We start from the raw sequence: 25,535 nt of genomic DNA, 5'->3' as shown, positions 1-25,535 counted from the left end.
ACAGGGCGGCCGACCTGCGGCCGAAGGCCCGCCGGCGAGGACGCCGACGGGCCTTCGGACCGGTCGTGACTAGTGGAAGGCGTGCTCCTCCTGCGGGAACGTTCCGCCGACCACGTCCTCGGCGAAGGCCTTCGCCGCGTCACCCATGGTGCGGCGCAGGTTCGCGTACTGCTTCACGAAGCGCGGCATCTTCCCGCCGGTCAGGCCCATCATGTCGGTCCACACCAGCACCTGCGCGTCGCACTCCGAGCCGGCGCCGATCCCGACCGTCGGGATGTGCAGGGACCGGGTGACCTCGGCGGCCAGCTCGGCCGGGACCAGCTCCAGGACCACCGCGAAGGCACCCGCGTCCTGCGCCGCCTTCGCGTCGCGCAGCAGCTGGTGCGCGGCCTCGTCGGTGCGGCCCTGCACCCGGTAGCCCATCGCGTTCACGGACTGCGGGGTCAGGCCCAGGTGGGACATGACCGGGATGCCGGACTGCACGATCAGCTCGGTCTGGTGCAGCGAGCGCTCGCCGCCCTCCAGCTTGACCGCCCCGACACCGGCCTCCTTCACCAGCCGGGTCGCGCTGCGCAGCGCCTGTACGGCGCCTTCCTGGTAGGAGCCGAACGGCAGGTCGCCGATGACCAGGGCGCGGCTGGTGCCCCGTACGACGGCCGCCGACAGCAGGGTCATCTCGTCCATCGTCACGGGGACGGTGGTGTCGTAGCCGAGGTGACAGTTGCCCATCGAGTCACCGACGAGGATCACCGGGATGCCGGCCTCGTCGAACACCGACGCCGTCATGGCGTCGTAGGCGGTGAGCATGGGCCACTTCTCGCCGCGCTCCTTGGCGAGCATCAGGTCGCGGACGGTGATCCGCCGGGTGCCCGAGCCTCCGTACAGGGTGGGGGAGGCGGCTTCGCGGGCAGGCGAAACGGCATGCGTCATTGCAACTGCTCCTTGTGTCATCTCGAGGCGCCCTCACGGCGTCCCCGGACTCACCCACCATGGTGGCACCCGTCCGGCCGTGGACGGAAGTGGCACGGCGGCGCGGCACTGACCCGTCCGTCACACTCCCGGCCCGCCTCCAGGCGCGCCACAGCCAATGTGCGCGTTTCGTGACAAGCGGAACCCTTGCCGCACGGCCGTTCGTCCTCCCGGTTGTACGGCCGCGAGGACGGCACGGAAGGCTCCCGACATCGCCTAGGGTCAAGGCACGGGGACGGAGCGCGAGCACGGCAGCGAGGACATGGCATGGCACAGGCGTACATGACGGAGACGGGGAACGGCGGCTCCGAGCCCGGCCCCTCCGGATCCGGCCTGAAGCGCCGGCTGGCCGGGCTGCGCGGCGACCGGGGCATCTGGAAGCGCGGGATCGTCACCGCCGGCGCGGCGGCGCTGATCTCGCTGATCATGATCTTCCACGCCGAGCTGCCCAACGACGTGGGCAACCTCGGCAGCCTCACCGAGACGTTCCTGCCCTGGCTCGGCCTGTTCGTGCCGGTGCTGCTGGCCATCGCGGTGATCCGCAAGTCCGCCACCGCGCTGATCGCGATACTGCTGACGGCCGCGGTCTGGGTGAACCTCTTCGGCGGCCTGGTGACCGACAAGTCGGGCTCCGGCGGCAACCTGATGGTCGCCACCCACAACGTCGACGCAGACAACCCCGATCCGCGCGGCACCGCCGAGGCCGTCGCCAAGTCGGGGGCCGACGTACTGGCCCTGACCGAGCTCAAGGCGAGCGCCGTCCCGGTCTACGAGAAGGCCCTGGAGAACACGTACAAGTACCACGCGGTCGAGGGCACGGTCGGCGTGTGGAGCAAGTACCCGCTGACCTCCAGCAAGCCCGTGGACATCCGGCTCGGCTGGACCCGCGCCATGCGCACCACCGTCGCCGGCCCCTTCGGCGAGATCGGCGTGTACGTCGCCCACCTGCCGTCGGTCCGCGTCAAGCTCAACGCCGGCTTCACCGCCAACCAGCGCGACAACAGCGCCGACGCGCTGGGCGCGGCCCTCGCCTCCGAACCGCTGAAGAACGTCATCCTGCTCGGCGATCTCAACGGCACCATGAACGACCGCGCCCTGTCCGAGGTCACCTCGCAGATGCGCTCCACCCAGGGCGCCGCCGGCGACGGTTTCGGCTTCAGCTGGCCCGCGCAGTTCCCGATGGCCCGGATCGACCAGATCATGGTCCGCGGGGTGAAGCCGGAGGCCTCCTGGACGCTGCCGCGCACCGGCAGCGACCACCTCCCGGTCGCCGCCCGGGTGACCGTGCGGAAGTAGCGGCCGCGGCGCGGGGCGGACGGGGCCCGTCCCCGGCCGCCTCCGGGGGCGGCCGGGGCCGGCCGGCGTCCGGTCCGGCTACGGCCGCTCGCGCCAGCCGTTGGTGATGGGCAGGCGGCGGTCCTTGCCGAAGCCCTTCGCGGAGATCTTGGTGCCCGGCGGGTACTGGCGGCGCTTGTACTCCGCCGTGTCGACCATCCGCAGCGTCTTCGCCACCAGCTGCCGGTCGAAGCCGGCCGCCACGATCTCCTCCAGGCCCTGGTCCCGGTCCACGTACCGGTCCAGGATCGCGTCGAGCACCGGGTAGTCCGGCAGCGAGTCCGTGTCCACCTGGCCCGGGCGCAGCTCGGCGCTCGGCGGCTTCACGATCGAGTTCTCCGGGATCGGCGGGGTCTCGCCCCGCTCGACGGCCGCCCGGTTGCGGTACCGGGCGAGGCGGAAGACGTCGCTCTTGTAGACGTCCTTGATCGGCCCGTAGGCGCCGACGGAGTCCCCGTAGAGGGTGGAGTAGCCGACGGCCAGCTCGGACTTGTTGCCCGGCGCCAGCACGATGTGGCCCTCCTGGTTGGACACCGCCATCAGCATGGTGCCGCGCAGCCGGGACTGGAGGTTTTCCTCGGCCAGGCCGGTCAGGCCCAGCGCGCCCATGTAGGCGTCGAACATCGGCTCGATCGGGACGGTGCGGAAGTTCAGCCCGGTCCGTGCCGCCAGATCGGCGGCGTCGCCCTTGGAGTGCTCGGAGGAGTACTTCGAGGGCATGGCGATGCCGTACACGTTCTGCGCGCCGACCGCGTCGCAGGCGATGGCGGCGACGAGCGCAGAGTCGATGCCGCCGGAGAGCCCGATCAGGACGGAGCGGAAGCCGTTCTTGCGGACGTACGCGCGCAGCCCCACCACCAGGGCGTCGTAGACCTCCTCGTCGTCGTCCAGCCGGTCGGCGTAGCCACCGGTCACGGCCGGCTCGTACGCCTCGACGGGCTCCTCGGAGAGGATCACCCGGTCGATGCGCAGGCCGTCGTCGACGATGCCCTCGGGGGCGTCGGCCCGCGCCGCCGGAAGGTCCAGGTCGACGAGGACGCAGCCCTCGGAGAACTGCGGGGCGCGGACGACGACCTCGCCGGAGGCGTCCACGACGATCGAGTCGCCGTCGAAGACCAGCTCGTCCTGGCCGCCGATCATCGCCACGTAGGCGAGGGTGCAGCCGGCCTCCTGGGCGCGCTTGCGGACCAGTTCGAGGCGTACGTCGTCCTTGTTGCGCTCGTACGGGGACGCGTTGACCGAGATCAGCAGCCCGGCCCCGGCGGAGCGGGTGGCCGGGACGCGGCCGCCGTCCTGCCAGAGGTCCTCGCAGATGGCCAGGGCGACGTCGACGCCGTGCACCCGGACGACGGGCTGGGTGTCGCCCGGCACGAAGTAGCGGAACTCGTCGAAGACCCCGTAGTTGGGGAGGTGGTGCTTGGCGAACCGGAGCACGACCTCGCCCCGGTACAGCACGGCGGCCGCGTTCTGCGGGGAGCCGGCCGGGCGGCCCAGGCGCGGGGTGGCCCTCTCGCTGCGGTCGAGGTAGCCGACGACGACGGGGAGCCCGCCGAGGCCCTCGTCCGCCAGCCGCCGGGCGAGCGCGGCCAGGGCGGTGCGGGACGCGTCGACGAAGGACGCCCGCAGGGCCAGGTCCTCGACGGGGTAGCCCGTCAGCGTCATCTCCGGGAACGCCACCAGGTGGGCGCCCTGCTCGGCGGAGTGCCGCGTCCAGTGCACGACCGAGTCGGAGTTGGCGGCGATGTTGCCGACCTGCGAGTCGATCTGATTCAGAGCGAGGCGAAGTTGAGGCACGGGCCCAGTGTAATCGTCTTTCTGACGCGATGTCCTGGGCCCCGGCCGTTCCGGCACGGAAACCGGGGGCGGCCGGGGCGGGACAGGGGGGTCAGCCGACCGGACCGCTGAACTTCGCCGGGGGCAGCAGGACGCCGGGGGAGAGCTCCGCGCTGATGCTCCTGGTGCCTTCGGGCACCTCGAACGCGGCGCTGCCGGAGGCCGTGTGGCCCGGCTCGATCGTCATCCCGATGCGCTTCGGCATCCGGCCGTCGAAGACGAGCTTCCCGGGGTTGCCCCGGTCGTCGCGGACCTCGGGGATCACGTGGACGACGCGGAGGGGGGTGTCGGAGGTGTTGGTGATGGTGAAGCGCACCTGCACCGCGTTGCCCACCTCGATCCAGTCGCTGGCGGTGGTGTACTTCCGGGGCTCGTCGACGCTGACCGCGACGCCGTTGGGGTAGGTGTACGTACGCCCGAACGCGAGCGGGCTGGTCATGCCGGGGCCGGCCGGGGGCGTGGGGTCCAGGTCCGGGTCCACGTCCTCGGGGAGCCGGAACTCGTCGTCGGACCCGCTGCCGCCCCCGTCCCGGTCCGGGTCGACGCGGATGCTGCGGCCGGCGCGGTCGATGGCACCCTCGACGAGCCCCGCGGTGATGAACCACCCGCCGACGGCGGCGCCGAGGCCGAGCACGCCGAGGAAGGCGCCGACCAGGGACATCACCTTGCGCGGGGCGCCGGCCCGGGCGCGGACGAAGGCGGCGACGCCGATGCCGATCGCGGTCACGCCGAGGACCGGGCCGAGCCAGAACGCGAAGGGTATGAGGGACACCGGGACGGCCGCGAGACCCAGGACCAGCGCGGCGACGGCCATGCCGTTCGAGGGCGCGGCGGGCACGGGCTGGAACCCGGGGTGGCCGGGGTAGCCGGGGTAGCCGGGGTACGGCGCCGAGGGCGGGCCCCAGGCGGCGGCGGGCGGGGTGGGGGCGCCCGGCACGTACGGCGGCGGGACGGCCCCGGGGGCGGGCGTGGCCCAGGGGTCGAAGTCGGCGGGCGGGGCCACGGGGGCGGGCCCGGGCGGGATCCCGCCCGCCGCCGGACCCGCGTGCGCGGCACCGAACTGCGGCACCCAGGCCTGCGGAGCCGCGGCCGGGGGCACCCCGGGCTGGGCCGACTCGGGCTGCGGCGCCCAGGCCTGCGGAGCGGCCGCCTGCGGGGCCGGCTGCGGTACGTCCGGCTGGGGGGCCGCCGCCTGCGGGGCCTGCTGCTGTGCGGGCACCTCCCCCTGCGGGGCCTCCGGCCGGGGGGCCTGGCCCTGCGGAGCGGCCTTCCGCAGCGAGGGGTCCGGCTGCACGGCGCCGGACGCGGGGTCCGCCGGGGCGGGTGCCGGCTGTACGGGCTCCTCCGGCTGCGGGGTTTCCTTCCGCAGCGAGGGCTTCGCCGCCTCGGGGGCGGGCACGGCCTGCTGCGGGGGCTCAGGTGCGGGCGCCTGCTCCGAGGGTGCCTCCGGCTGCCCGGCGGCCTCCTTCCGCAGTGACGGCTTCGCCGCCTCGGGCGCGGTCGTCCCCTGCTGGGGCGCCTGTTGCGCGGGCGCCTCCGCCCGGGGCGTCTCCGGCTGGGGGGCCTCGCCCTGCGGGGCCTTCCGTAGCGACGGGCCCGGCTGTTCGGCGGCCGACGGCTGCCCCGGCCCGGGTATGGGCTCGTACGGGGGCTCGGGCGGGTTCGGCGGCGTGCTCATGGCTGGCGGCGTCCTCGGAGTGTGCGGGCGTACACCGCGCGGAACCCGGTGTACGGACGATGCGGGCAGCCTGCCATGCCCTCCGGCCCCCTCCAACCCGTTTCGGCCCCGCCCACTCCCCGCCCCACCCCCCGGCCGGCGGATATCGGCCGATGCGCCGGAATCAAGACTTCCGCCCGGCCCCGCCGAAACCCCGGCCCGACCGCCCCCGTCCCGGGAACGCGACGGGTCGCGCATGCGTTCTCCCCCCCGAGGACCTCGGCCGGATGGCCCAGGGTGCGCATCCCGGCGATCCCGGCGGCGCCGCCGTCCGGGGATACCGCGCGCCGACGCCGGATCTGCTGAGGATCATTCACCATATGCGTACAGAACGCCCGAACCACCCGTACCGCCCCGGAGGAGAGGAGCCCGAGCCGCAGCCCAGGGCCTGGCCCGTCGCCCTCCTCGTCGGGCTCGGAGCGGCCGCGTACACCGCCTGGGTGCTCGAAGTCGTCCTCTCCACAGGCCTCAACCCCATCGAGACGTACGTCAGCGAGCTCGCCGCCCAGGACCAGCCCCTCGGCGGCCTCTTCCGGGCCACCGACTTCACCGCCGGCCTGCTCGTCTTCCTCGGCGGCCTGCTCGCCCTCGCGCGTCTGGTCCGCCATCCCGGGTGCCGGCGCTTCTGGGCGGTCACCGGCTGGTCCGGGGTCACCCTCTTCGGCGCGGCCACCGCCGCCGACGCCTGGCTCCCGCTCAGCTGCCAGCCCACCGCCGACCCGGAGTGCGCCGCCCGCGAGACCGCCGGCCTCGTCCCGGCCACCCACCAGGCCCACGCCGTCAGCAGCAGCCTCGCCATGATCGGCGCCCTGATCGGGATCGTGGCCCTCACCGTCGCCGCCCGGCGGTACGGACGGCACGCGCGCCTCGCCCGCAACGGCCCCGCTCTCGTCGTCCTGGAACTGCTCGCCACCGCCTGGACCCTGACCTCCATCGCCCTGTTCACCGCCGGGCACGGCACCTGGGCGCTCGGTGCGGGGCAGCGGCTCCAGGTGCTGCTGGTCGCGCTCTGGCTGGGGCTGCTGGCCCACTCCGTCTACGAGGAGCGCCGTACGTGAACCCCCCGGCCCGCTTCGTCCGGGTGGACGGGGTCCCGCTGCACGTGGTCGTCGAGGGCGGCGGGCCCGCCGTGGTGCTGAGCGCCGGACTCGCCATGGCCTGGTTCGACTGGGACCCCGTCGCGGCCCTGCTCGCCGCACACGACCGCACCGTGATCCGCTTCGACCGGCCCGGGCACGGCCTGAGCGCCCCGGCCGCCGGGCCGCAGGGCGCCGCCGTGGAGGCCCGCCGGATCGCCGGCCTGCTGGACGCACTCGGCCACGCCGCCCCCGTCACCGTCGTCGGGCACTCCATCGCCGGGTTCCACGCCGAGGCCTTCGCCCGCCTCCACCCGGAGCGCACCGCCGCCCTGGTCCTCGTCGACTCCAGCGTCGAGGAGGCCCCCCGCACGGTGCTGCCCGCCGCCCTGCGCACCGGCGCCGCCCGCGCCCTCGGCCGGGCCGTCACCGCCGCCGGGCTCCCGGCCGCGCTGGGGCCCGCCCTGCGGAGCGCGGCCGTACGGGCCTCCCGGGCGGACCGGGCCGCGGACCCGGCCGCGCGGGACCTCGTACGCCGCTGCTACCGCACCGGCCGGGTCTGGCGCGGGGCCCTCCTGGAGAACTCCCGCTACCCCGACACCGCGGCCGAGGTGCTCGCCCTGCGCGAGCGGCACCCGCTGACGGCCCCCGCCACCGTCCTGGCCGGCCACGACGGCTCGACCGGTGACGCCGCCCTCCGCTGGCTCGCCCGCCAGGAAGCGCTGGCGGCCGCGCTCGGCGCCCGCTTCGAGATCGCCGAACCCGCCGGGCACCTGGTCATGCTGGACCGCCCGCACCAGGTGGCACGGGCGGTCCTCCGCGCGGCCGGATAGCCGCGGGGCGCCCTATCGCGGCGCCGCCCCGCGCCTGCCGAGCATGTCCTCCATCAGCTTCAGCTCCGACTGCTGCGCCTCGGCCATGCCCTGGGCCAGCGCCTTCTCCGCCGGGGTGACGCACTGGCGGGCACAGCCCTCGGCCATCGCGACGCCGCCCTTGTGGTGGTCGGTCATCAGCTGGAGGTACAGCACCTCGGCGTCCCGGCCGTTCGCCGCGCCGAGCTGCGCGAGCTCCTCCTTGGTGGCCATGCCGGGCATCAGCGCCCCCGGCTTGGCCGCAGCGTGCCCGGCGTGCCCGCCGTGCCCGTTCCCGGACTGCATCCAGGACATCGGCGGCTCGTCGGCCAGCACCTTCGGCAGCCCCCACAGGTCCAGCCAGCCCAGCAGCATGCCGCGCTGGTTGGCCTGGGTGTTCGCGATGTCGTACGCGAGCGTGCGCACCGGCTCGTCCTGGGTGCGGTCGCGGACGATGAAGGACATCTCCACCGCCTGCTGGTGGTGCACGGCCATGTCCCGGGCGAAGCCCGCGTCCGGCGAGTACAGGGCCGGAGCGGCGGCGCCCGCGGGGCGGTCGCCGTCCGGGCCGTTCGCGGTGGCGACCGTGGCCCCCACCGCGAACAGCACGGCCAGCACGACGGCCGCGCCCGCCGCCCAGTACGTCCGGGTCACTTCTCGGCCAGACCGTTGGTGCAGGCCGCTCCCGGCTCGGGGGTCTGCGCGCCCTGCACGTACTTGGTGAAGAACTGCGCCACGCGCGGGTCGTCCGCCTTGTCCACCGTCAGCTGCGTGCCCCAGGCGCTGAGCATGATCGCTCCGGCCTGCTCCTTGACGGGGCTCAGCAGGGTGTACGGGGTCTTGCCGACCTTCTCCGCGAGCTTGTCGACCTCGGCCTTGTCGGCCTTGTCGTTGTACGTCACCCAGACCGCGCCGTGCTCCAGCGAGTGGACGGCGTTCACCTCGGGGATCGGGTTCTTGTAGACGTTCCCGTCGCAATTCATCCAGCGGGGGTGGTGGTCACCGCCGACGGGCGGGGTCATCTCGTACTTGACCTGGGTCTCGACGTGGTTGCGGCCGAGCTTCTTCGCGTCCCAGGTCTGTTCGCCGGAGACGGGGGCCTTGCGGGCCGCCTCCGCGTCCTTCTCCTTCTGCTTCTGGTCCATCAGCACCCAGCCGCCGAATCCGACGAGTCCGGCGACGATCACCGTCGAGATGCTGATCGCGAGGATCTTGTTGCGCCGTTCGCGCGACTGCTCCGCGCGGCGCATCTCGGCTATGCGCTGCTGGCGGGAGTTCTGCTGAGACGTCCTGCTGGCCATGTGCCCTGGTTCCTTCTGGTGAGGGGGGTGGTGGGTGTGGAGCCGGTGGTGCCGTCTGGTGCGCCGGAGCGCTCAGGTCCGCAGCACTTGCAGGACGTGCAGGCCGGGGGCGCGCGCGAGGGTGCCGTGCGGCCGCACCGGCCCCGAGGCCGCGCCGGGGCGGGCGGCGGGCGCCGGTCCGCTCGGGGGCAGGGCCGCGACGGGCGTCGGGGCGGGCAGCACGGCCGGGGTCACCTGGGAGTGCGGGGAGCAGCCCGGAGGGTCGTACGGGGAGACGCAGGTGGCGTGCGCCCCGTGCCCGGCGTGCACCCGTCCGGGTTCAGTCGTGGGCCGTACGCACAGGAAGGCCACGCAGGCCGCCACGCCGAAGGCGATCAGCAGGACGAGGACGGCGTGCCGGAGGGGACGCCCGTGGCGCCCGCTCCGCGTGTGCTCCCAGCCCCCCATGGCGCGATGGTAATGCTCATGACGGCGCCGAGGTCAGAGCGGGGGTGCCATCGGCCTTGGGGGGTGCGTAATGTGGCGGAAACCACCACTGGCGATACTGGACGGGCCCGACTGCGCCCCCCGTCCCTTTCGGGCGGTGGTGCACAGATCGTCTGAACTGCGAGGATGAAGGCATGGACAAGCAGCAGGAATTCGTCCTCCGGACGCTCGAGGAGCGCGACATCCGCTTCGTGCGCCTGTGGTTCACCGATGTGCTGGGCTTCCTGAAGTCCGTCGCGGTCGCCCCCGCCGAGCTGGAGCAGGCCTTCGACGAGGGCATCGGCTTCGACGGCTCCGCGATCGAGGGCTTCGCCAGGGTCTACGAGTCCGACATGATCGCCAAGCCGGATCCGGGCACCTTCCAGATACTGCCGTGGCGCGCCGAGGCCCCCGGGACGGCCCGGATGTTCTGCGACATCCTGATGCCGGACGGCTCCCCGTCCTTCGCGGACCCGCGCTACGTCCTCAAGCGCATCCTGGCCAAGACCTCCGACCTGGGCTTCACCTTCTACACCCACCCGGAGATCGAGTTCTTCCTGCTGAAGGACAAGCCGCTGGACGGCACCCGCCCGGTGCCGGCCGACAACTCCGGCTACTTCGACCACACTCCGCAGAACGTCGGGATGGACTTCCGCCGCCAGGCGATCACCATGCTCGAATCCATGGGCATCTCCGTGGAGTTCAGCCACCACGAGGGCGCCCCGGGCCAGCAGGAGATCGACCTGCGCTACGCCGACGCGCTCTCGACGGCCGACAACATCATGACCTTCCGCCTGGTCATGAAGCAGGTCGCCCTCGAACAGGGCGTCCAGGCGACGTTCATGCCGAAGCCGTTCTCCGAGTACCCCGGCTCGGGCATGCACACCCACCTGTCCCTCTTCGAGGGCGACCGCAACGCCTTCTACGAGTCGGGCGCCGAGTACCAGCTCTCGAAGGTCGGCCGGTCCTTCATCGCGGGCCTGCTGCGCCACGCCGCCGAGACGGCGGCGGTCACCAACCAGTGGGTCAACTCCTACAAGCGGATCTGGGGAGGCTCCTCCCGCACCGCCGGCTCCGGCGGCGAGGCCCCCTCGTACATCTGCTGGGGCCACAACAACCGCTCGGCGCTGATCCGCGTCCCGATGTACAAGCCGGGCAAGACGGGTTCCTCCCGGGTCGAGGTCCGCTCGATCGACTCCGGCGCCAACCCGTACCTGACGTACGCCGTCCTCCTGGCGGCGGGCCTGAAGGGCATCGAGGAAGGCTACGAACTCCCGGCGGGCGCCGACGACGACGTCTGGGCCCTCTCCGACGCCGAACGCCGCGCGATGGGCATCGAACCCCTCCCGCAGAACCTGGGCGAGGCCATCTCCCTGATGGAGCGCAGCGAACTGGTCGCCGAAACCCTGGGCGAGCACGTCTTCGACTTCTTCCTGCGCAACAAGAAGCAGGAGTGGGAGGAGTACCGCTCCGAGGTCACCGCCTTCGAGCTCCGCAAGAACCTCCCGGTGTTGTAACCGCAGGTCAGCAGCGGTACCCCAGTCAGACGGCACTCCGGGCCGGCGGCACTCAGCCGCCGGCCCGGACCCGTCTCACCCCTCCTGGGCCGTCTGTGGGCCGTCGGCCGTCGGATCGGCGACCTTGTAGACCTCGTCCACGGCCCTCAGCGTGCGCTCGTGGCTGCTCGGCATCAGGTGCGTGTAGACCCGGAGCGTGAACCCGGGGTCGCCGTGTCCGAGGTAGGTGCTGAGCGCCCTGATGTTCTCCCCGGAGTCGAGCAGCACGGACGCGTAGAAGTGCCGCAGCGCGTGCATCCCGTGCTCGCGCGCGGCCTGGTGGCGCTCGCCCGGCCGAGGCTCCGGGATTACGCCGGCCTGTACGAGGGCGAACTTCCACACCCGCGTGTTGAAGTCGGTTCGCCGCACCGCGCCCCCGCCGGGGAGGGAGAACAGCAGCCGCTTGGTGACGAGCGGCCCGTCCGGCTTCAGCCAGGGCAGCGTTACGTCCACCGGCGGGAACTCCTCGCGGTGCTCCCGCAGCACCTGACCGATGCGACGGGGGAGCGGCACGTCCCGCTCCTTCTCCCGCTTGGGCGGACCGAAGACGAGGTGCCCGTTCGCCACCTTCACCTGATTGGCCACCCGGAGCCATTCACCGCGGAAGTCGTCGGGGTCGTCGGGCAGACCGAAGATCTCCCCCTGCCGGAGCCCCAGCCCTCCGCCGGCATCGGCCATCGCCCGGTACCGCTTCGGCAGCGCGGCCCGGATGGCGAAGAGCCGCTCGGGCGTCCACGGTCGGACCCGCGGAGGGACCGGAGCGGGCGCCCGGACCGTACGGGCCTTGCACGGGTTCTTTGCCAGCAGCTCGTCATCCACAGCGGCGGCGAGTACGGCGGAGACGCTCGCGAAGATGACGCGCCGGTACGAGGAAACCGGCAGTACCTGCTCCAGCTCGCTGAGCCAGTCGCGAATGTGCTCCGGCCGGAACGAGTCGAGCGGCCGCGTGCCGAGGTACGGAAACGCGTGCTTGCGGATCTGCACCTCGACGGACGATCGCGTGGTCACGTCCGTCGTCAGCGACGAGAGCCACTTCTCGCCGTACTCCCGGAACGTGATCCGTCCGGCGGCAGGGTCGATGTACTGCCCCCGGGACATGTCAGCCTCGATGTGCGCCAACCACTTTTCGGCGAGTCGCTTCTGCCGGTCGGGGAAGCTCTTCGACTTTTCCGTGCCGTCCGGTCCGATGTACCGGGCGCGATAGCGCATGCCGCTGCCGTAGCGGTCGGTCTTGACCCGCCGGGTCTTGCCGTCGGGGCCGTTTTCGGTCTTGTACCAGCGGTCTTGGATGTGCCCTGCCACTGAGGAGCCTTCCTGAGGAATGGGGAGAGGGCGGGCCCGGGGTGGGCCCGCCCTCGTGGTGGGGTGTGATCAGGCAGCAGCGCTGATGTCGTCTGCCATTTGCTGGGCGATCCAGTCGAGGACCGCTTGGGGGTCGTAGCGGGTGTGCTTGCCGACGCGGAAGCCGGGCGGGCCGGTGCGCTTCTTGCGCCACTGGTAGACGGTTTCGACGGGGACCTTGAAGAGGGCTGCCACGTCGACCGGGGTGAGGAACTGGGCAGGGAGTGCGTTCAGCGTGATCCCTCGATTCGACTGGGTCCTCGGGGCCGGACTGGAGTTCCTGGGGGTCCGGTCCTGTCCGAGGCTCGGATTCCTGCGTCACCGCGTCACCTGCGTCATTCGCCCGTTTGACCTGCGGAATTCGGTGACGCAGGGGCGCGGTCGTGTGTCACCGGCCTGCGTCACCGCGTCGCCGGGTGACGCAGGCCGGTGACGCGGGTGACGCGGGGTGACGCAGTGGTGGGCCGTCTGCGTCACCCGCGTCACCGCAGATCACAGGCTGTTTCCGGGCCTGGGGTGACGCAGGTGACGCAGCGTTCCTTCTCTTAGGACAAAGAGAAGGGGGGTGTCTGTTGTGTACGTGCCTTAGGGCGTGAAGAGGGAGCCGCTGCGCGGCGCGTCCTTTGCAGCGGCGGCGAGCCGCCGGAACTACAAGAGGAGCACGCCGCCCCCGGGGACGGGTGCTCTTCTTGCTTGTGCGGAGCGGTCGTGGCGGCGCTGGTCAGAACATCGGGTCCGGATCCTCAGGCGGCGGGGTGGCCGGGCGGGTCATCTCGATGTAGCGAGCGGTCTTGGTGCGGCCCCAGTCGACGCGGACACCGCGTGCCGCGAGGGTCGGCTGAAGGCGCTTGAGGCGGTCGGAGAAGACCTTGCCCGTGGTGGGCCAGCCCTTGGGCAGGGAGCGGAAGTCCTCACCGGTGTAGAGCTGGGTGAGGGCGTGCAGCCACTCGGCGGATGTCATCCGGACTTCCTCGCCAGGCTCGGAGCCGGCGGCGTGCTTCAGGACGGTCTGAGCGAGGAGGTCTCCCTCGATGACGTCGTCGTTGAGGTCGTCCAGGGCGGCCCGGTAGGCGGTCAGCGAGCCGAGGCCGGTAGCCGCGTCGAGCTGCGCGCACAGGTGGGCGAAGTCCGCCATCCGCAGGTCGGTGGGGATGTCGGCCTGCGCGGCCCGGACCTTGGCGGTGAGATCGAGAAGGGAGCCGAGGATGACCGGCAGGGCCTCCTTGAACTCCGCCCACAGCTCCGCCTCGGTCCGCCGCACGCTCGGCCGCTCCAGACGGAGCGGGAGCAGGCGTTCGGCAAGGTCGGGTCGGATGACGCCCACGTCGATGCCGGTCAGCAGCAGCGGCCGGCGGTAGCGGGCCCGGACGACGTCGCCATCGGTGTACAGGGCGCGCTTGATGGTCTCGGCGCCGGTGACGATGCAGCACATGAGGTCGGACAGGTCCGGGGCCAGGTGGGAGAGGTTGTCCAAGGCGGTGACCCATCCGGCGGCCACGGCCGCGATCAGGTTCTCCTCGTCTTTCGGGGCCCGGCGCAGGTCGCCGCTCATGCCCTCGATGATCCGCACCAGCATCCGGCCCCCGGTCGACTTGCCGGCGCCCTGGGGGCCGGTGAGGAAAGGCGCGGGGACCGGCACGGACGGGCCGAGGCAGCCGATCAGCCACGCGATGGCGAGGCATTCCGTCTCGGCGGTGGCGAAGTTGCACAGCCTCAACAGGAGATCGATGCCCTTGCCGTCGGTGTCCTTCGCCGGTAGCGGCAGCTCCCCGGTGAGCTGGGTCCGCCGCCAGCACACCTCCTCCGGGTCCGGGGTGATGATGTCCCACCCGGTGGGGTGGATGCGGATCGACCGGCCGTCGGTGCGGCCCAGGTCGAGCCACGTTGCCCCGTCGAACCCCGGCGCCACCCGGATGTGTACCTGCTGCACCGGCTGGCTCATCGCCAACGCTTCGATGAGGTCCAGAGCCTCCTTCAAAGCGGTCCCGTTGAACACTCCGCCCCCGTCGTTGAACAGCCCGACCATGAGTTCCTGCCGGTGGCTGCCGGAGGTGCCCTGGGAGCGGATCGGACGGGCCACGGGGTGGCCGTTCTTCTGAGCGAACACGGTCCCGTCCGCAGTGCGGAAGTACCGGAAGTGCTGCTGCGCGTAGTCGGTGATGATCTCGCGGGCCGGGGTCTTCTCGTCGTCGGACATCTACAGTCCCAACTTCGTACGGGCGTTGTCCCAGGCGAGCTCGCAGTGCCGCAGGGACTCCCCCTTGCCCTGGGCGGCCGTGAAGAGGCGGCCGATCTGCGCCTCGGTCAGGCAGCCGCACCGGCCGTGCGCGGACAGCACGGCGAGGAACGTCCGGTACACCGTGCGGTGGATGATGCTGTCGGCTCCGGTGATGCGCTGCTCCGCCATGGCGATACCGCGCTCCAGGTAGGCGGGCGAGCGGTGCGGGCACTCCCCGCCCCCGGCCAGTGCGGGCGCGGTGTAGGGCTCCGGCCGGATGGCGCTGGGCTCCTTGACGGCGAGGGCGCGTACGGCGTCCGGGAGGGGCTCTATGGGCCCGGTGCCGAGGCTGCGCCACAGGGCGTAGGACATGAGGGACTTGATGTCGATGCCCTCGCGGACGCCGTTGGGCGAGTGCATGGTGCCCTTGTAGATCCAATGCTCGCCCCGGGTGGTCGCCACGACCTTGGTGGCGGGGAGGTTCTGGCGGGCCCAGGCGACGGCGTCGGCGTTGTCGAGGTCGACGACGGTGAGGCCGGCGCCGCCGGGGTGGTAGGCGACGGCCGCCGCCTGCTGCCAGGCCTTGGCCCAGGCCGGGGAGGCGAGGACGTCGGTGTCGTTGGTTGCGGCGGCCCAGGCGTGGCAGGGGGCGGGGCACTGGCAGGGGCCTGCGGCTTTCATGTTCGGCCGGTTCCCGCAGGCCGAGCGGGTGCAGGAGCGGCAGTTCCCGAACGGCTGCTTGCCCTCGCGCAGCGGGAGTACGGGCAGGCCGATTTCGGCGAGCCAGAGCGCGGTACGCAGGTGCCCGGTTGCGGTCCTCATGCGGCTGCCCTCGCTTCGTGGGTGAGGTGCTGGGTGGCGATCCAGTGGGTGTAGGCCGGGGGGACGGCTTGGCGGGCTTCGGTTTTGTTCATCCAGGTGCAGCCCATGGCGTCGGCGTAGGCGCGTTCGCCCTTGTGCGCGAACGCGAGGAGTCCCTTGTGGTGCCAGCAGGGGGGAAGGAGGTCTCCTCCGCCGCCCCAGGAGGTTTCGAAGGTGCGGTGCCGGCGGACGTTCAGGCCGAACTGCGATCCGCACAGCAGGTAGTCGGGGCGAAGGGGTGCTTCAGGGACGTTCTCTATGACCCAGGGGATGCCGGATTCCTGGAGGCGTTGGCGGCCGGGGGTGAGGAGGTCGGGGTGCTGCTCGCGGTTGCCGCGCCAGGCGGTGACGCGGGCGAAGTGCTGGCAGGGCCAGGAGGCGTGGATGAGGTCGTAGCCGTCGAGGGGGAAGGTGAGGGCGTCGGCCTGGTGGAAGGTGAAGGGGTAGTTGGGCTGGGGGTTGATGTCGACGCCGGTGACGTTGAACCCGGCGAGGTGGTAGCCCATGGACAGGCCGCCGGCGCCGCAGCAAAGGTCCAGGACCCGCAGCCCGTGCGGGCGCCTGAGCGGCGCCACCGTCGCGGTCATGCTGCCACCGCCTGCGTCGAGATGCAGGCGAGGAAGGCCCGGCCGAGCCATTCGCTGTAGGCGGGCGGGATGGCCTCGGTCAGTTCCTCGCGGACGTCGGTCCAGTCGATGCCCATCGCCTGCTGCATCTCGCCGATGGTGGCCTTGCCGCCGCCGGCGCCGTACGCCGCCACGTACGGGCCGTCGCGGTAGACGCCGTGGCGCCATCCCCGGACGTAGCCACGATGCCGTACGTGCCGGGGCTTGGCGGTGGTCCAGCCGCCGAGTTCGAAGTTGCGGTGGCGGAGCACCCCGAGGCTGAACATCTCGCCGCACAAGGTGATGTCCTTGCGGACGTCGGCCTTCCCGTCGGGCTGCTCGATCACGTACGGCAGCCCGGACGCGTCGAGGAGTCCGCGGGTGGGGGCGACGAGATCGGCATGCTGGCCGCCCCAGCCCTGGGACCGATTGGTGCCGACGGTCAGAGCGCACTTGTCCTGGCAGGGCGGGGAGGCGTGGATCGCCGAGTACGCGCCGATCTCCCCCGACTCGATCAGGTTGGCGAGGACGGTCAGGGCGTCGCCTTGCTGGAAGGTGAACGGGTAGTGGTCGGACCTATCGATGATGTCGATACCCACGACCGTGAACCCGGCGCGGTGGTAGCCCATGGCGGCACCGCCGGCGCAGCAGAACAGATCGAGCAGTAAGGGCCGGTCCGGACGGTGGCCTCGCCGGATGCCAGGGGGGTAGGTCATGCTGGTGGTCTCCAGTTCTGTCGAAGGGCGTGGAGAACCGGGGCGGTCGCGGTCTTTGGCGAGAGGCGACCGCCCCGGGCATAGCTACTGCTTGCCGATCCAGGCGGCGTACTCCTGGCGGACGTAGCCGCGGGGCTGGCGGGTGCTGTCCGGGTGGTCCAGGGCGCGGGCGCCGTCGAGGTCGATGAGGCGGCGGGCGGCTTCGGTGGCGAGCGTCGCGGCGTCGCCGTTGACGGGGTCGTCGTCGGTGAGGGCGATCCGGTCCAGGAGTGCGGCCTTGCGGAGCCAGAACTCTCGGACGTGGACGCCGTGGAGGCAGTCGCGGGCCCCGCGGGCGGTCCAGCCGATCTCGCTGATGATGCTCGGGGCCTTGGCGTACGCGATCTCGGGGGCCGGCCACCGGTTCACCGCCTGCTCGGCGGTGACGTAGAGGCGGACGCGGTCGCCCTCCCGGGTGAGGTGCTGGCGGACCGGGCCGGTGATGAATGTCTCCGACAGGGCCCGGCGGATGTCGGGGGCCTCGGGCTTGGTGCAGATGACGCGGATCTCGAACACGTGGCTCTCCTCTCGGATGGCTTCAGCTGTGGAAGTGGTTGCGCTTGAAGACGGCCCGGCGGATGTTGACGACCGTCCCGGTCTTGCCCTGGTCGTGGTTGCCCAGGAGCTGGGTGGCGATGAAGCCGCCGAAGATGACGGCGGCCAGGATGATGAGCTGCTGGATGAGCGCGGCGACCGCGGCGATGAAGGTGGTCAGCAGCATCAGCCCGCCGCAGGCGGCGGCGAAGCCGATGCCGCCGAGGGCGATGTTGACCGCGAGCGGGTTGATGGCGGGCCGCTCCCGGATGGGCTCGGGGGCCTTGGTGGGGGTGATGGCGTAGCCGGTGATGATGCGGCCGTCGGGTAGCTGGATCGTCTGGACGTCCGCGATGGCGAGCGGCTGCTGGGCGGTCGCCGGCGTGGGGACGGGCGGTGTCAGGGGGACGGGGCGGTGGACCGCCGTCTGCCGGTGGATGAGGTCGTCGTTCACGGGGTGCCTCCTACATGTTGGGGATGGCGTTGATGACTGCCTGGGCGAGCTGGTTGATGGGCGTGGCGGCGCCGGTGGAGGCGAGGAAGAACCCGAATCCGGCGGCGATGAAGGCGCTGCCGTACCCGACGGTCCGGGAGCGCAGGAGGAAGAAGAGAACGAGTCCGAAGAGGGCGACGAGGGAGACGGTGATGGCCAAGGCGGGCCTCCTTGCTTGGGGTTGGGAGCGAGTAGGGTTCGGGGTGGTTCGGCTCCTTCGGGAGCCGGGTTTCGAGTGAGGACCGGCGGCCGAGCCGGTCTGCCGCCAGCTAGGCGGGGGATACGCCTCATGGCGTTCGGCCGCCGATCCGCTCGCTCCGGCTACCTGCGGCGCTTGTTGCGGGCGTCCTCGCGGGCCTGGGCCTCCTCGCGGATGCGGGCGATCTCGTTCTCGATGGCCTTGGTGGACTTGCCGCGCTGCTGGCGGCGGACGGCCTTGGTGCCGAGGTAGAGGACCCGGGCGAGTTCGCCGAGGCTGTGCGGGTCCTTGTCGGTGAACGCGTACTTTTCGCGGGCCATGACTGTGTGCTCCTTCGGGGTGTTGGGTCAGCGGGTGCCGGCGCGGTGGACGCGGACGGCGCGGTTGTAGATCCAGCGGCCGACGCGGATGCGCTTGCCGGTGGCCTGGCAGCGGCGGCAGGCCTTGCCGCGCTTGGGGCGGCCCTTGCGGTCGGTCCGGGCGCGGTAGCCGAAGCCGCGGCACTTGCGGCAGTCCCCGAACGGCGAGACCACGCACATCGCGATGTAGCTGAGCGTGAGCATCAGGGTGAGGGTGCTAGCGGTGAGGACGAGGGTCACGCGGGGCCTCCCAGGCCGGATTCAGGGCGTGCGGGGGCAGGCCTGCTAGGGGCTAGCAGGCTGATCAGGTGGTATATGGGGTGCTAGCGGTGCCGCTAGACCTAGCGGGGTGTGGTGCTAGGTCTAGCGGCCGTCGGCGACTAGCTCGCGTCCCGCTTTCCGTCACGCTCAGCGATAGCGGCGACGATCCGGGCGCGTTCGATGCCGCGCCGGTTGGCGCCCTTGCCCTCTTCGGTCTTGCCCCAGACCTGCCCGGTGGGGACGCCGTGAGGCTTGAGGGCGGCGGCGAGGCCCTCGGGGTCCCAGCCGCCGTAGACGTCCGGCCGCAACTCGCCGAGACGTGCGACGACGATCTCGGACCAAACCTTGGGCTCCTCGGCGGGGACGACCGCGAGGATGTCGGAGAGCAGGTCGTACGAGGACCGCTCGTTGTGCTCGGGTTCCTGGCCGAGGGCGTGGCCGCTGAGGGTGCCGGCGGCTTCGCGGGCGGCGCGGGCCCGGTTGCCGATGGCCTCGGCGGTGGGGGCGTCCACGTAGACGGAGGAGACGATGCGGGCGTCCGCTCCCTCACCGACGAAGTAGTGGATTCCCTTGTCCTTCCAGGAGAACATCGTGGCCCGCACGCCCCGCTTGTAGCTGGACGTGCCCAGGACCATGTCGTTCTCCAGCTGGCCCATGACCTTCAGGCAGAACCGGGCTGAGGCGTTCGCGGAGATCCCGGTGGGCAGGGCCTTGGCATCCGGGCGCTGGGTGGCCAGCAGCAGGACGATGCCGGTGGCGGGGCCCCGCTTGACGAGGTCGGTGCAGATCTCCTCGAACTCGGCACCGTGCTTGGGGTGCTCGAACCAGACCTGGCACTCGTCCACGCCGATCACGATGGGGTGGAGGCCGAGCTTGGGCTTGTTGGCCAGCTCCGAGGTCACCTTCGACTCGGGGCAGATGTCCCGGGGCAGGGAGCGGATCATCTTCGCCCGGCGCCGGAGCTCCTCGCGTACTTCGCGCAGGTCGGCGAGGGCGTAGTCAATGTCGGCGTCCTCATCGCCGGCGCGGTGACGGTGGGAGACCTTCTCGCCCACCGGGTCGAGGTCACCCGTGCCCTTGAGGTCGTAGGTGTGCAGCTCGGCCCGGGTGTCGAGGGCCGCGATGAGGAGGAGCAGGCGCAGGAGGAAGGTCTTGCCCATGCGGGGGATCGCGCCGATGACGGCCGCGATGTACATGAGGGTGATCTCCACCCAGCGCCCGCGCTGGTCGGTCCCGAACGCCACCGGCCGGAAGAGGTCCACCGAGCCGGACTTCAGGAGCGGCCAGGCCGGCTTTTTGGCCGTGGACATGTCCTGGTCGCCGACCCAGAGCACGAGGCGCCCAGTGTGCTCGTCCGGTACGGCCTCGGGCCAGACGCAGCCGAGCGGTCGGCGCAGGCCGGAAGCGAGCTTGTCGCGGCGCTCGATGACGTCGGTGACGGTGACGCCGTAGGGGAGGTCTCCCTCGGCGCGCCAGCCGGGGCCGTCGCGAGTGATGGGGGCGGTGAAGGTGAATCCGTCGCGGCCCTTGGACTGCGCCTGGTTGATCGGGGCGATACCGAGGGCGCCGAGGGCCCGCAGGATGATGTCCGAGGTCAGCTTCGGGGCCTTCACCACCTCGACCGCCCGGTTGATGACCGGGGCATCAGGGCGGCGGCCGGCCGCCCCCAGGGCGAGGACCAGAGCGCTGAGGGAGAGAGCGTGGACCCAGCCGGGGGCCAGGATGTAGATGGCGAGCGCGGTGATGGAGCCGACGAACAGGGAGAGTCCGGCGATGATGGCGCGCAGCTTGACCCGGCCGTCGCGCTGGCGGGACAGGGTCAGGTACTCGATCGCGTCCTCACGGCGGACGGCCGCCGCACGGACCGGGTCGCCCTCGCGGTCGGTCAGCCACCGCATCGTCCCTCCGATCACCTTTGCGGCCCCGCGGGGCGACTGGAGGGCGAGGCGGGCGGCGTAGACCGGGGAGCGCAGCGCGTGATACCCGGCCAGGTGCGTGTAGTGCCGGGCCACCCACAGGGCGGCCGTCTTCAGCTCCTCGGTCGACCGCAGCCACGGCGGCACGATCGCCCGCCGCTTCGCGCCGAGGAGTCGGCCGAGGTAGCCGGGCCCGGCGAGCGCGGGTCCGTCGACCAGACGCCGGGCCGTCGGGTCCCCCGACTCGTCCTCGGCGGGGGCGGGGTGGGCCGTCGGGTCAGCGGCCGTGTTCCGGGCGGTACGGGCCTTGTCGAGGTCGACCACGTCCGCGCCGAAGTCGGCAGACAGCTCGGCTTCCAGCCGCCTGAAGAAGTCGCGCTCATCGCGGTGGTTCACTGGTGCTTCCCTTCCGTGCGAGGGGGGTTGAGACGGGCCCGGCCGACTGCTGTGAGAGGTGAGCGGTCGGGCCCGTCGTAAGAGGGCTGAGGGTGGGCCATCAGGCCGCTGCCTCAACTGCGGTCGGCTCCTGGGCGCGCTCCGCCTTCAGCGTGTCGCGCAGGGTGCGGCCGTTGGCCGACGACGTACGGACTGCCTTGCGGATCGCCTCGGCGGTCAGTTCCTCCTCCGCCCAGTCGGCGGTTGCCGACCGGGCCTGGTCGAGGAGTTCGTCCGGAGTGCGGGTGGGGCGGGGCGTGCGCGCCGACCGCGGCACCCGGCCGGTCGCCCGGCGCGGAGCGGATTCGGTGGCGGTGACCGACTTCAGTGGAGTCGACGCAGGAAGCCCGACCGGCTCGACTGCCGGAACTGGCTCGGTCGGCCCAATCGGCTCGATGGCCTGTACCGGGTCGGCCGACTCGGAGGGCGGCAGCTCGGCAGCCTCGGTCGGGGCTTCGATGGTCGACTCGTGCAGGTCAGACCCCAACCGATTTGTGGCGTACTGCACCATGCCATGCTGGTTTGCGGGGGTAGTGAACATGGCGGCCAGGGCGGCATCCGCGCCGCTGGTGAGCCGGTCGCGCTGGACGTCCAGGAGTCGGGCGCCCAACGAGGCGTCCCCCAGCCCGACCCTGCGGGCCAGCCTCCACGAAGTCCGGTCGGACGACTTCCGCACCCACGCCTGCGGGTGGTTCGCAGCGCGGGCCCGGTGATACGCCAGTGCCCGCACCACAGCCGCCGCCTTTGCCTCGGCCTCGACGTCGCGGCCGTCCTGGTGGACGACGATCCGGCGGGCCAGGAACGCCATGCCCTCGGCCGACACGCACATGCCCATCGGCGTCACGGCGTAGATCACGGTGCGGCCCGGGTCGTCGGCGGCCATCGCGGCCATCACCGATGCGGCAGCGGGCAGGGCCCACAAGCCCGCCCGGATGATCCCGGGGGAGGACTGCCCCAGCATCGTCAGCCCGAGCAGCACCAGCGCCAGAACGGCGGTCGCGCCCTCGCCGGCCGCCACCGCGCCCAGCGCCGTACCGGAGCCGTAGGCGCGGCTGATGTTGCTGAACGTCCCGACGCCACCGGCGATACCGGTGGCGAGCATGGGCACGAACGCGGCCGTAAGGACGGCCTTCTGCACCTTGGTCAGCGAGCCGCGGTTCGTCATCACGCCGCCTCCCCGCTGGTGCCCCGGCGGCCGTCCCGGCGACCGTTGACCGTCCCCGTCGCCGGGACGCTCAACCGCTGCGCGATGCGCCATCCCCCGCCCCGCTGCTTGGCCTTGTACATCTGCTCGTCCGCCCGGCGCAGCAGGGTGGACAGGTCGCCGGTGCCGGTGCGGTAGTAGGCGGCGCCGATCGAGGTGTGGACCTCGATGGGACGGCCCTCGAACGGCACCGGCTGGTCCAGTCGGCCGGTCAGCGTGAACAGGTCGGCACGCAGCTTGTCGATGCCGTATCCGGGGACGACGGCGGCGAACTCGTCCCCGCCCAGGCGCCCGGCGACGCCGGCGTGTTCCTCGGCCCACTGGCCCAGGCGTTGCCCGGTCGCGTGGATGACCGCGTCTCCGGCCGCGTGGCCGAGGGTGTCGTTGATCTCCTTGAACCGATTGAGGTCCAGGACGAGTACGGCGCGCTGGCACTTCTGGGACAGGCTTTTGCGGGCCCGCTCCTCGAAGGGGTCCCGCGTCCACAGGCCGGTCAGCGGGTCGCGGCGGGCGGCCTCGATACGGCGCCGCAGGCGCAGGCTGTGTAAGGACCAGCCCGCCGCGATCGGCAGTGCGGCGGACAGGGCGGTGAAAGTCTGGCTCATGCCTCACCGCCGAGGTCGGGGTTGGTCAGCCCGGTCAGTTCGGCGATCTCGGAGCCGGTCAGCTTCGTCCGCTGGTCCATGGCGTGGGCGACGGTGGTGATGTGCGGCCACAGCAGCGAGACCGTGCGGTCGGCGATGCGCTGGATGTAGGGCCAGGACTTCCCGCCGAGCGGGGCGTGGCCGCGGCCGAGCAGGTAGCCGAACTGGGCGAGGACGTCGATGGCCATTTCGCGGTCGTGCAGGGCCACGCAGCCCGCTTCCAGCTCGGGCGTCCACAGCCCGTCCTGCTTCAGGTAGCGGACGTGGGCGAGTTCGCCGGCCGCGCACTGGGCGGCGTACCGCCAGGGCGACACCCCGGCGGCCACGTGCCGGGTCTTCCCCGTGACGGACACGGTCCCGTCGGCGGCCTGCCAGGAGATCACCCGGCTCTCGATGACCTGCATCCCGTAGGCCATGGACAGGACCGCGTGTCCCGCCTCGTGGAAGGCCAGGCCCAGCCGCATCTGCTCGTAGGTGAGAGTCGGCATGGGCACCGTGGTCAGGGGCTCGCCCCGGTGGTCGAGCAGGTGCTCCGGTCGGGGCATCTGGGAGTTCATGCCGCCACCCGACCCATGCTGTTGCGCCGGCGGGAGGCGGGGCGGGGCGGGAGCGGGACGATGTTGAACAGCTCGGGGGCGTGGGCCTCGATCACCTGGGCGGCGATCCGGCTGACGTCGTCCGGGAGGTTCGGGTACTCGGCGAGGATGTCGCGGGCCGCGTCCAGGCGGGCCGCGCGCTCCTCCTCGCTCTCGCCCTCCACGCTGAGCCACAGCTCCAGCGGGGTGCCCAGGGCCAGTTCGATGAACTCGTCGGTGCTGACGGCCTCGTGGCCGCCGATGAAGGTACGCACGTGCTCTCTCCTGATGTCGAAGGGACGGCCCGGGGCGGTCACGGTCTTTGGCGAGAGGCGACCGCCCCGGGGTGGAGCAGCTCAGACGGTGGCGATGAGCAAGGCAGCGACCAGCAGCCACAGGTGGTGGAAGGACTGGTCCAGGGCGTAGGCGCCGGTGCCGAGGTGGGCCGCGGGCTTGCCCTCGGCGGTGACCGGGTGCAGCGGGTGGGCGCCGGTGCCGAGCCGGTAGAACTCCGTCTGGCCGGTGACCTCGGCCAGCCAGGCGAGGGTGCTGCGGCGGTCCGCCCACCAGTGCGTCACCGCGTCCACTCCCAGCCCGGCAGCCAGCCCCAGGACCGAGAGGTCCAGGCCCAGCAGCAGCGCGACGGGAAGGAGTAAGGCGAGCTTGGTGGCGGTCAGGGTGGCGACGTGGCGGGCATCGGCCAGACGGCCGGTCCACCCCGCCTTGCCCTTGTCGGCCGACTGCCGGGAGGTCTGCACCCAGTGGTCCCCCACGCTGTGAGCGACGTACAGGGCGGCGAACACGGCGGCGAACGTTCCAGCATCCACGAGGGGCTCCTCGGTACCGAAGGGAAGTGGTGGTGGGGGTGGTCGCGGTCCTTGGCGAGAGGCGACCAGCCCGGGGGGAAGCGCGAGCGTCGCGGCTCCCTGCGACCCCACCCGTACGTGACGGGTGGAGGAGGCAGCCGGCCGGAGCGCAGTCAGCGCTGCGGAAGGGTGAACGGGCCGTGCGAGCGGGGCCGGGTGCGAAGTCCGGAGCCGCCCCGCACGGCCGTCGTGCGGTGACGCGAAGGGCGCGGCCGGCCGTGCCGGTCCAGTACGGCGGGCGCCCACAGATGTCGAAGGAACAAGGCAGCCTCCAAGCCGGAGGGGCGAGGCTTCACCGGCACGCCGTTGCCACGGCGCTCCGGCCCCGAGCCTGAGAATCGGGCGCGTCATCGTCACTGCTCTGACGCCAGCAGGGCGGCGCGCACCGGGTGGCACCCCGAGGGGTGTTCTCCAGAGCCAGCACGCGGAAGAAGTGGCCGCCGACGACAACCCGTCGTCATGGGGACGGGGATCACGCCCCGTCTCGTCTTGCTTGGCACGCTGTTCAGTTCTCAAGGAACGAGTGCTTCCTTCAGACCCCTTTCGAGGGCCCTCCGGGCGCGGCAGTGCAGGCCCGATCGCGGCTGCCCGCAGGGCAGTTGCGGCCGGTTGGGCCGAGCTTCAGGGCGAATCTCGGCTCTGCCTCAGAGTGCACTGTGAGGCAGAGTTGCGCAAGTCCCCTCGGAGTAAGAGCCGCGGGAGCGCTGGTCCTGCCTGTGCCGCTTAGGCACACTGAGGCAGTGACCGCGAAGAGACTTGAGGTGCAGATGGTCGAGTGGACGGGCAAGCCCGCCTATCAGCAGGTTGCGGAGCAGCTGCGGGGGAGGATCGCGGCCGGCGAGTTCGCGGAGACCGGCAAGCTGCCGTCTCTGGCAGACCTCCAGGCGACGTACGGCGTCACGGTGACCGTGGCCCGCGACGCCATCCGTCAGCTCAAGACGGACGGCCTCGTGGTGAGCCACCAGGGCAAGGGGGCGTTCCTGACCGCGGCGGCCTCGGACGCTGCCAAGCTCGCCAGCCCCGAGAGCGCGATCGCAGAACTTCGCGACCAGCTCACTCGACTCCAGGGCGAAGTGGTCGAGCTTCGTGAGCGAGTCGCGGAGCTGGAGGAGAAGTGATTCCTGGCGTGCGCCCTCCCCGACGCCATGGCCGCCGAGCGGGTGTTG

At 72.0% G+C, this 25,535-nt stretch carries 28 protein-coding genes; 5 read left to right on the top strand and 23 right to left on the bottom strand.

Annotated elements, in window-relative coordinates:
- Positions 1 to 69: 69 nt before the first annotated feature.
- Positions 70 to 930 carry a 3-methyl-2-oxobutanoate hydroxymethyltransferase gene (gene panB / locus AC069X_RS13395; protein WP_478728115.1) on the bottom strand — a complete coding sequence of 287 codons (861 nt, stop codon included), beginning with the start codon at positions 928 to 930 and terminating at the stop codon, positions 70 to 72.
- A gap of 306 nt (positions 931 to 1,236) precedes the next feature.
- Between panB and AC069X_RS13390 the strand changes: the two genes are divergently transcribed.
- Positions 1,237 to 2,265 (top strand): endonuclease/exonuclease/phosphatase family protein, encoded by a 1,029-nt coding sequence (locus tag AC069X_RS13390; protein ID WP_478728113.1) that lies wholly within the window; start codon positions 1,237 to 1,239, stop codon positions 2,263 to 2,265.
- Positions 2,266 to 2,343: 78 nt separating this feature from the next.
- Here AC069X_RS13390 and AC069X_RS13385 read toward each other — a convergent pair whose 3' ends face one another.
- Entirely contained in the window at positions 2,344 to 4,098 is a 1,755-nt protein-coding gene (locus AC069X_RS13385; protein ID WP_478728111.1) for an NAD+ synthase, read from the bottom strand.
- A 91-nt stretch (positions 4,099 to 4,189) separates the two neighbouring features.
- On the bottom strand, positions 4,190 to 5,815 hold the full coding sequence (locus AC069X_RS13380) for a hypothetical protein (protein WP_478728109.1): 1,626 nt from the start codon (positions 5,813 to 5,815) through the stop codon (positions 4,190 to 4,192).
- A gap of 359 nt (positions 5,816 to 6,174) precedes the next feature.
- On the opposite strand from AC069X_RS13380, the gene AC069X_RS13375 reads away from it, so the two are divergent.
- Together AC069X_RS13375 and AC069X_RS13370 are read left to right on the top strand one after the other, a co-directional pair.
- On the top strand, positions 6,175 to 6,912 hold the full coding sequence (locus AC069X_RS13375; protein WP_478728108.1) for a DUF998 domain-containing protein: 738 nt from the start codon (positions 6,175 to 6,177) through the stop codon (positions 6,910 to 6,912).
- Positions 6,909 to 7,763: an alpha/beta fold hydrolase gene (locus tag AC069X_RS13370; RefSeq protein ID WP_478728106.1), complete on the top strand. Its 855-nt coding sequence runs from the start codon at positions 6,909 to 6,911 to the stop codon at positions 7,761 to 7,763. Before AC069X_RS13375 ends, AC069X_RS13370 begins: the two co-directional genes overlap by 4 nt.
- Positions 7,764 to 7,775: 12 nt before the next feature.
- Here the strand turns inward: AC069X_RS13370 and AC069X_RS13365 are convergent, their stop codons facing one another.
- From AC069X_RS13365 to AC069X_RS13355, 3 genes are all read right to left on the bottom strand, one after another.
- Complete coding sequence (locus AC069X_RS13365) at positions 7,776 to 8,435, bottom strand: DUF305 domain-containing protein (RefSeq protein ID WP_478728104.1); 660 nt, start codon at positions 8,433 to 8,435, stop codon at positions 7,776 to 7,778.
- Positions 8,432 to 9,082 carry a DUF3105 domain-containing protein gene (locus AC069X_RS13360; protein WP_478728102.1) on the bottom strand — a complete coding sequence of 217 codons (651 nt, stop codon included), beginning with the start codon at positions 9,080 to 9,082 and terminating at the stop codon, positions 8,432 to 8,434. The genes AC069X_RS13365 and AC069X_RS13360 overlap by 4 nt, the downstream gene beginning before the upstream one ends.
- 72 nt (positions 9,083 to 9,154) lie before the next feature.
- Positions 9,155 to 9,529, bottom strand: coding sequence for a hypothetical protein (locus AC069X_RS13355; RefSeq protein ID WP_478728101.1), 375 nt, complete (start codon positions 9,527 to 9,529; stop codon positions 9,155 to 9,157).
- A gap of 173 nt (positions 9,530 to 9,702) precedes the next feature.
- Between AC069X_RS13355 and AC069X_RS13350 the strand changes: the two genes are divergently transcribed.
- Positions 9,703 to 11,064, top strand: a complete 1,362-nt coding sequence (locus AC069X_RS13350) for a glutamine synthetase family protein (protein WP_007263785.1) — start codon at positions 9,703 to 9,705, stop codon at positions 11,062 to 11,064.
- A gap of 75 nt (positions 11,065 to 11,139) precedes the next feature.
- Here AC069X_RS13350 and AC069X_RS13345 read toward each other — a convergent pair whose 3' ends face one another.
- From AC069X_RS13345 to AC069X_RS13265, 17 genes are all read right to left on the bottom strand, one after another.
- On the bottom strand, positions 11,140 to 12,405 hold the full coding sequence (locus AC069X_RS13345; protein WP_478728099.1) for a tyrosine-type recombinase/integrase: 1,266 nt from the start codon (positions 12,403 to 12,405) through the stop codon (positions 11,140 to 11,142).
- A gap of 69 nt (positions 12,406 to 12,474) precedes the next feature.
- The gene (locus AC069X_RS13340; protein ID WP_478728198.1) at positions 12,475 to 12,678 is read right to left on the bottom strand and encodes a helix-turn-helix transcriptional regulator; all 204 of its coding nucleotides are present in this window, start codon (positions 12,676 to 12,678) and stop codon (positions 12,475 to 12,477) included.
- A 487-nt stretch (positions 12,679 to 13,165) separates the two neighbouring features.
- Complete coding sequence (locus AC069X_RS13335; protein WP_478728097.1) at positions 13,166 to 14,641, bottom strand: ATP-binding protein; 1,476 nt, start codon at positions 14,639 to 14,641, stop codon at positions 13,166 to 13,168.
- Entirely contained in the window at positions 14,642 to 15,484 is an 843-nt protein-coding gene (locus AC069X_RS13330) for a bifunctional DNA primase/polymerase (protein ID WP_478728095.1), read from the bottom strand.
- Positions 15,481 to 16,110 carry a methyltransferase domain-containing protein gene (locus AC069X_RS13325; protein WP_478728093.1) on the bottom strand — a complete coding sequence of 210 codons (630 nt, stop codon included), beginning with the start codon at positions 16,108 to 16,110 and terminating at the stop codon, positions 15,481 to 15,483. Before AC069X_RS13325 ends, AC069X_RS13330 begins: the two co-directional genes overlap by 4 nt.
- Complete coding sequence (locus AC069X_RS13320; protein ID WP_478728092.1) at positions 16,107 to 16,844, bottom strand: DNA methylase; 738 nt, start codon at positions 16,842 to 16,844, stop codon at positions 16,107 to 16,109. Before AC069X_RS13320 ends, AC069X_RS13325 begins: the two co-directional genes overlap by 4 nt.
- 84 nt (positions 16,845 to 16,928) lie before the next feature.
- Complete coding sequence (locus AC069X_RS13315) at positions 16,929 to 17,399, bottom strand: hypothetical protein (protein ID WP_478728091.1); 471 nt, start codon at positions 17,397 to 17,399, stop codon at positions 16,929 to 16,931.
- Between the two features lie 22 nt (positions 17,400 to 17,421).
- Complete coding sequence (locus AC069X_RS13310; protein ID WP_478728089.1) at positions 17,422 to 17,871, bottom strand: hypothetical protein; 450 nt, start codon at positions 17,869 to 17,871, stop codon at positions 17,422 to 17,424.
- A gap of 10 nt (positions 17,872 to 17,881) precedes the next feature.
- Positions 17,882 to 18,070, bottom strand: coding sequence for a hypothetical protein (locus tag AC069X_RS13305; RefSeq protein WP_478728087.1), 189 nt, complete (start codon positions 18,068 to 18,070; stop codon positions 17,882 to 17,884).
- Between the two features lie 161 nt (positions 18,071 to 18,231).
- On the bottom strand, positions 18,232 to 18,429 hold the full coding sequence (locus tag AC069X_RS13300; RefSeq protein WP_285542273.1) for a hypothetical protein: 198 nt from the start codon (positions 18,427 to 18,429) through the stop codon (positions 18,232 to 18,234).
- A 27-nt stretch (positions 18,430 to 18,456) separates the two neighbouring features.
- Entirely contained in the window at positions 18,457 to 18,708 is a 252-nt protein-coding gene (locus tag AC069X_RS13295) for a hypothetical protein (RefSeq protein WP_478728085.1), read from the bottom strand.
- A 140-nt stretch (positions 18,709 to 18,848) separates the two neighbouring features.
- On the bottom strand, positions 18,849 to 21,041 hold the full coding sequence (locus tag AC069X_RS13290; RefSeq protein WP_478728083.1) for a cell division protein FtsK: 2,193 nt from the start codon (positions 21,039 to 21,041) through the stop codon (positions 18,849 to 18,851).
- 100 nt (positions 21,042 to 21,141) lie between these two features.
- The gene (locus AC069X_RS13285) at positions 21,142 to 22,245 is read right to left on the bottom strand and encodes a conjugal transfer protein (protein ID WP_478728197.1); all 1,104 of its coding nucleotides are present in this window, start codon (positions 22,243 to 22,245) and stop codon (positions 21,142 to 21,144) included.
- Entirely contained in the window at positions 22,245 to 22,889 is a 645-nt protein-coding gene (locus AC069X_RS13280; protein WP_478728081.1) for a GGDEF domain-containing protein, read from the bottom strand. Before AC069X_RS13280 ends, AC069X_RS13285 begins: the two co-directional genes overlap by 1 nt.
- Positions 22,886 to 23,485, bottom strand: a complete 600-nt coding sequence (locus AC069X_RS13275; RefSeq protein ID WP_478728080.1) for a hypothetical protein — start codon at positions 23,483 to 23,485, stop codon at positions 22,886 to 22,888. Before AC069X_RS13275 ends, AC069X_RS13280 begins: the two co-directional genes overlap by 4 nt.
- Positions 23,482 to 23,778 carry a hypothetical protein gene (locus tag AC069X_RS13270; protein WP_478728078.1) on the bottom strand — a complete coding sequence of 99 codons (297 nt, stop codon included), beginning with the start codon at positions 23,776 to 23,778 and terminating at the stop codon, positions 23,482 to 23,484. The genes AC069X_RS13275 and AC069X_RS13270 overlap by 4 nt, the downstream gene beginning before the upstream one ends.
- A gap of 81 nt (positions 23,779 to 23,859) precedes the next feature.
- Complete coding sequence (locus AC069X_RS13265) at positions 23,860 to 24,330, bottom strand: transcriptional regulator (RefSeq protein WP_478728076.1); 471 nt, start codon at positions 24,328 to 24,330, stop codon at positions 23,860 to 23,862.
- Positions 24,331 to 25,109: 779 nt separating this feature from the next.
- Between AC069X_RS13265 and AC069X_RS13260 the strand changes: the two genes are divergently transcribed.
- Positions 25,110 to 25,487, top strand: coding sequence for a GntR family transcriptional regulator (locus AC069X_RS13260; protein WP_478728074.1), 378 nt, complete (start codon positions 25,110 to 25,112; stop codon positions 25,485 to 25,487).
- Positions 25,488 to 25,535 lie beyond the last annotated feature (48 nt).

Source organism: Streptomyces sp. NPDC043896 (assembly GCF_056435605.1).
The sequence above is the reverse complement of the archived record's forward strand: the minus strand, read 5'-3'. Positions and strand labels throughout refer to the sequence as shown.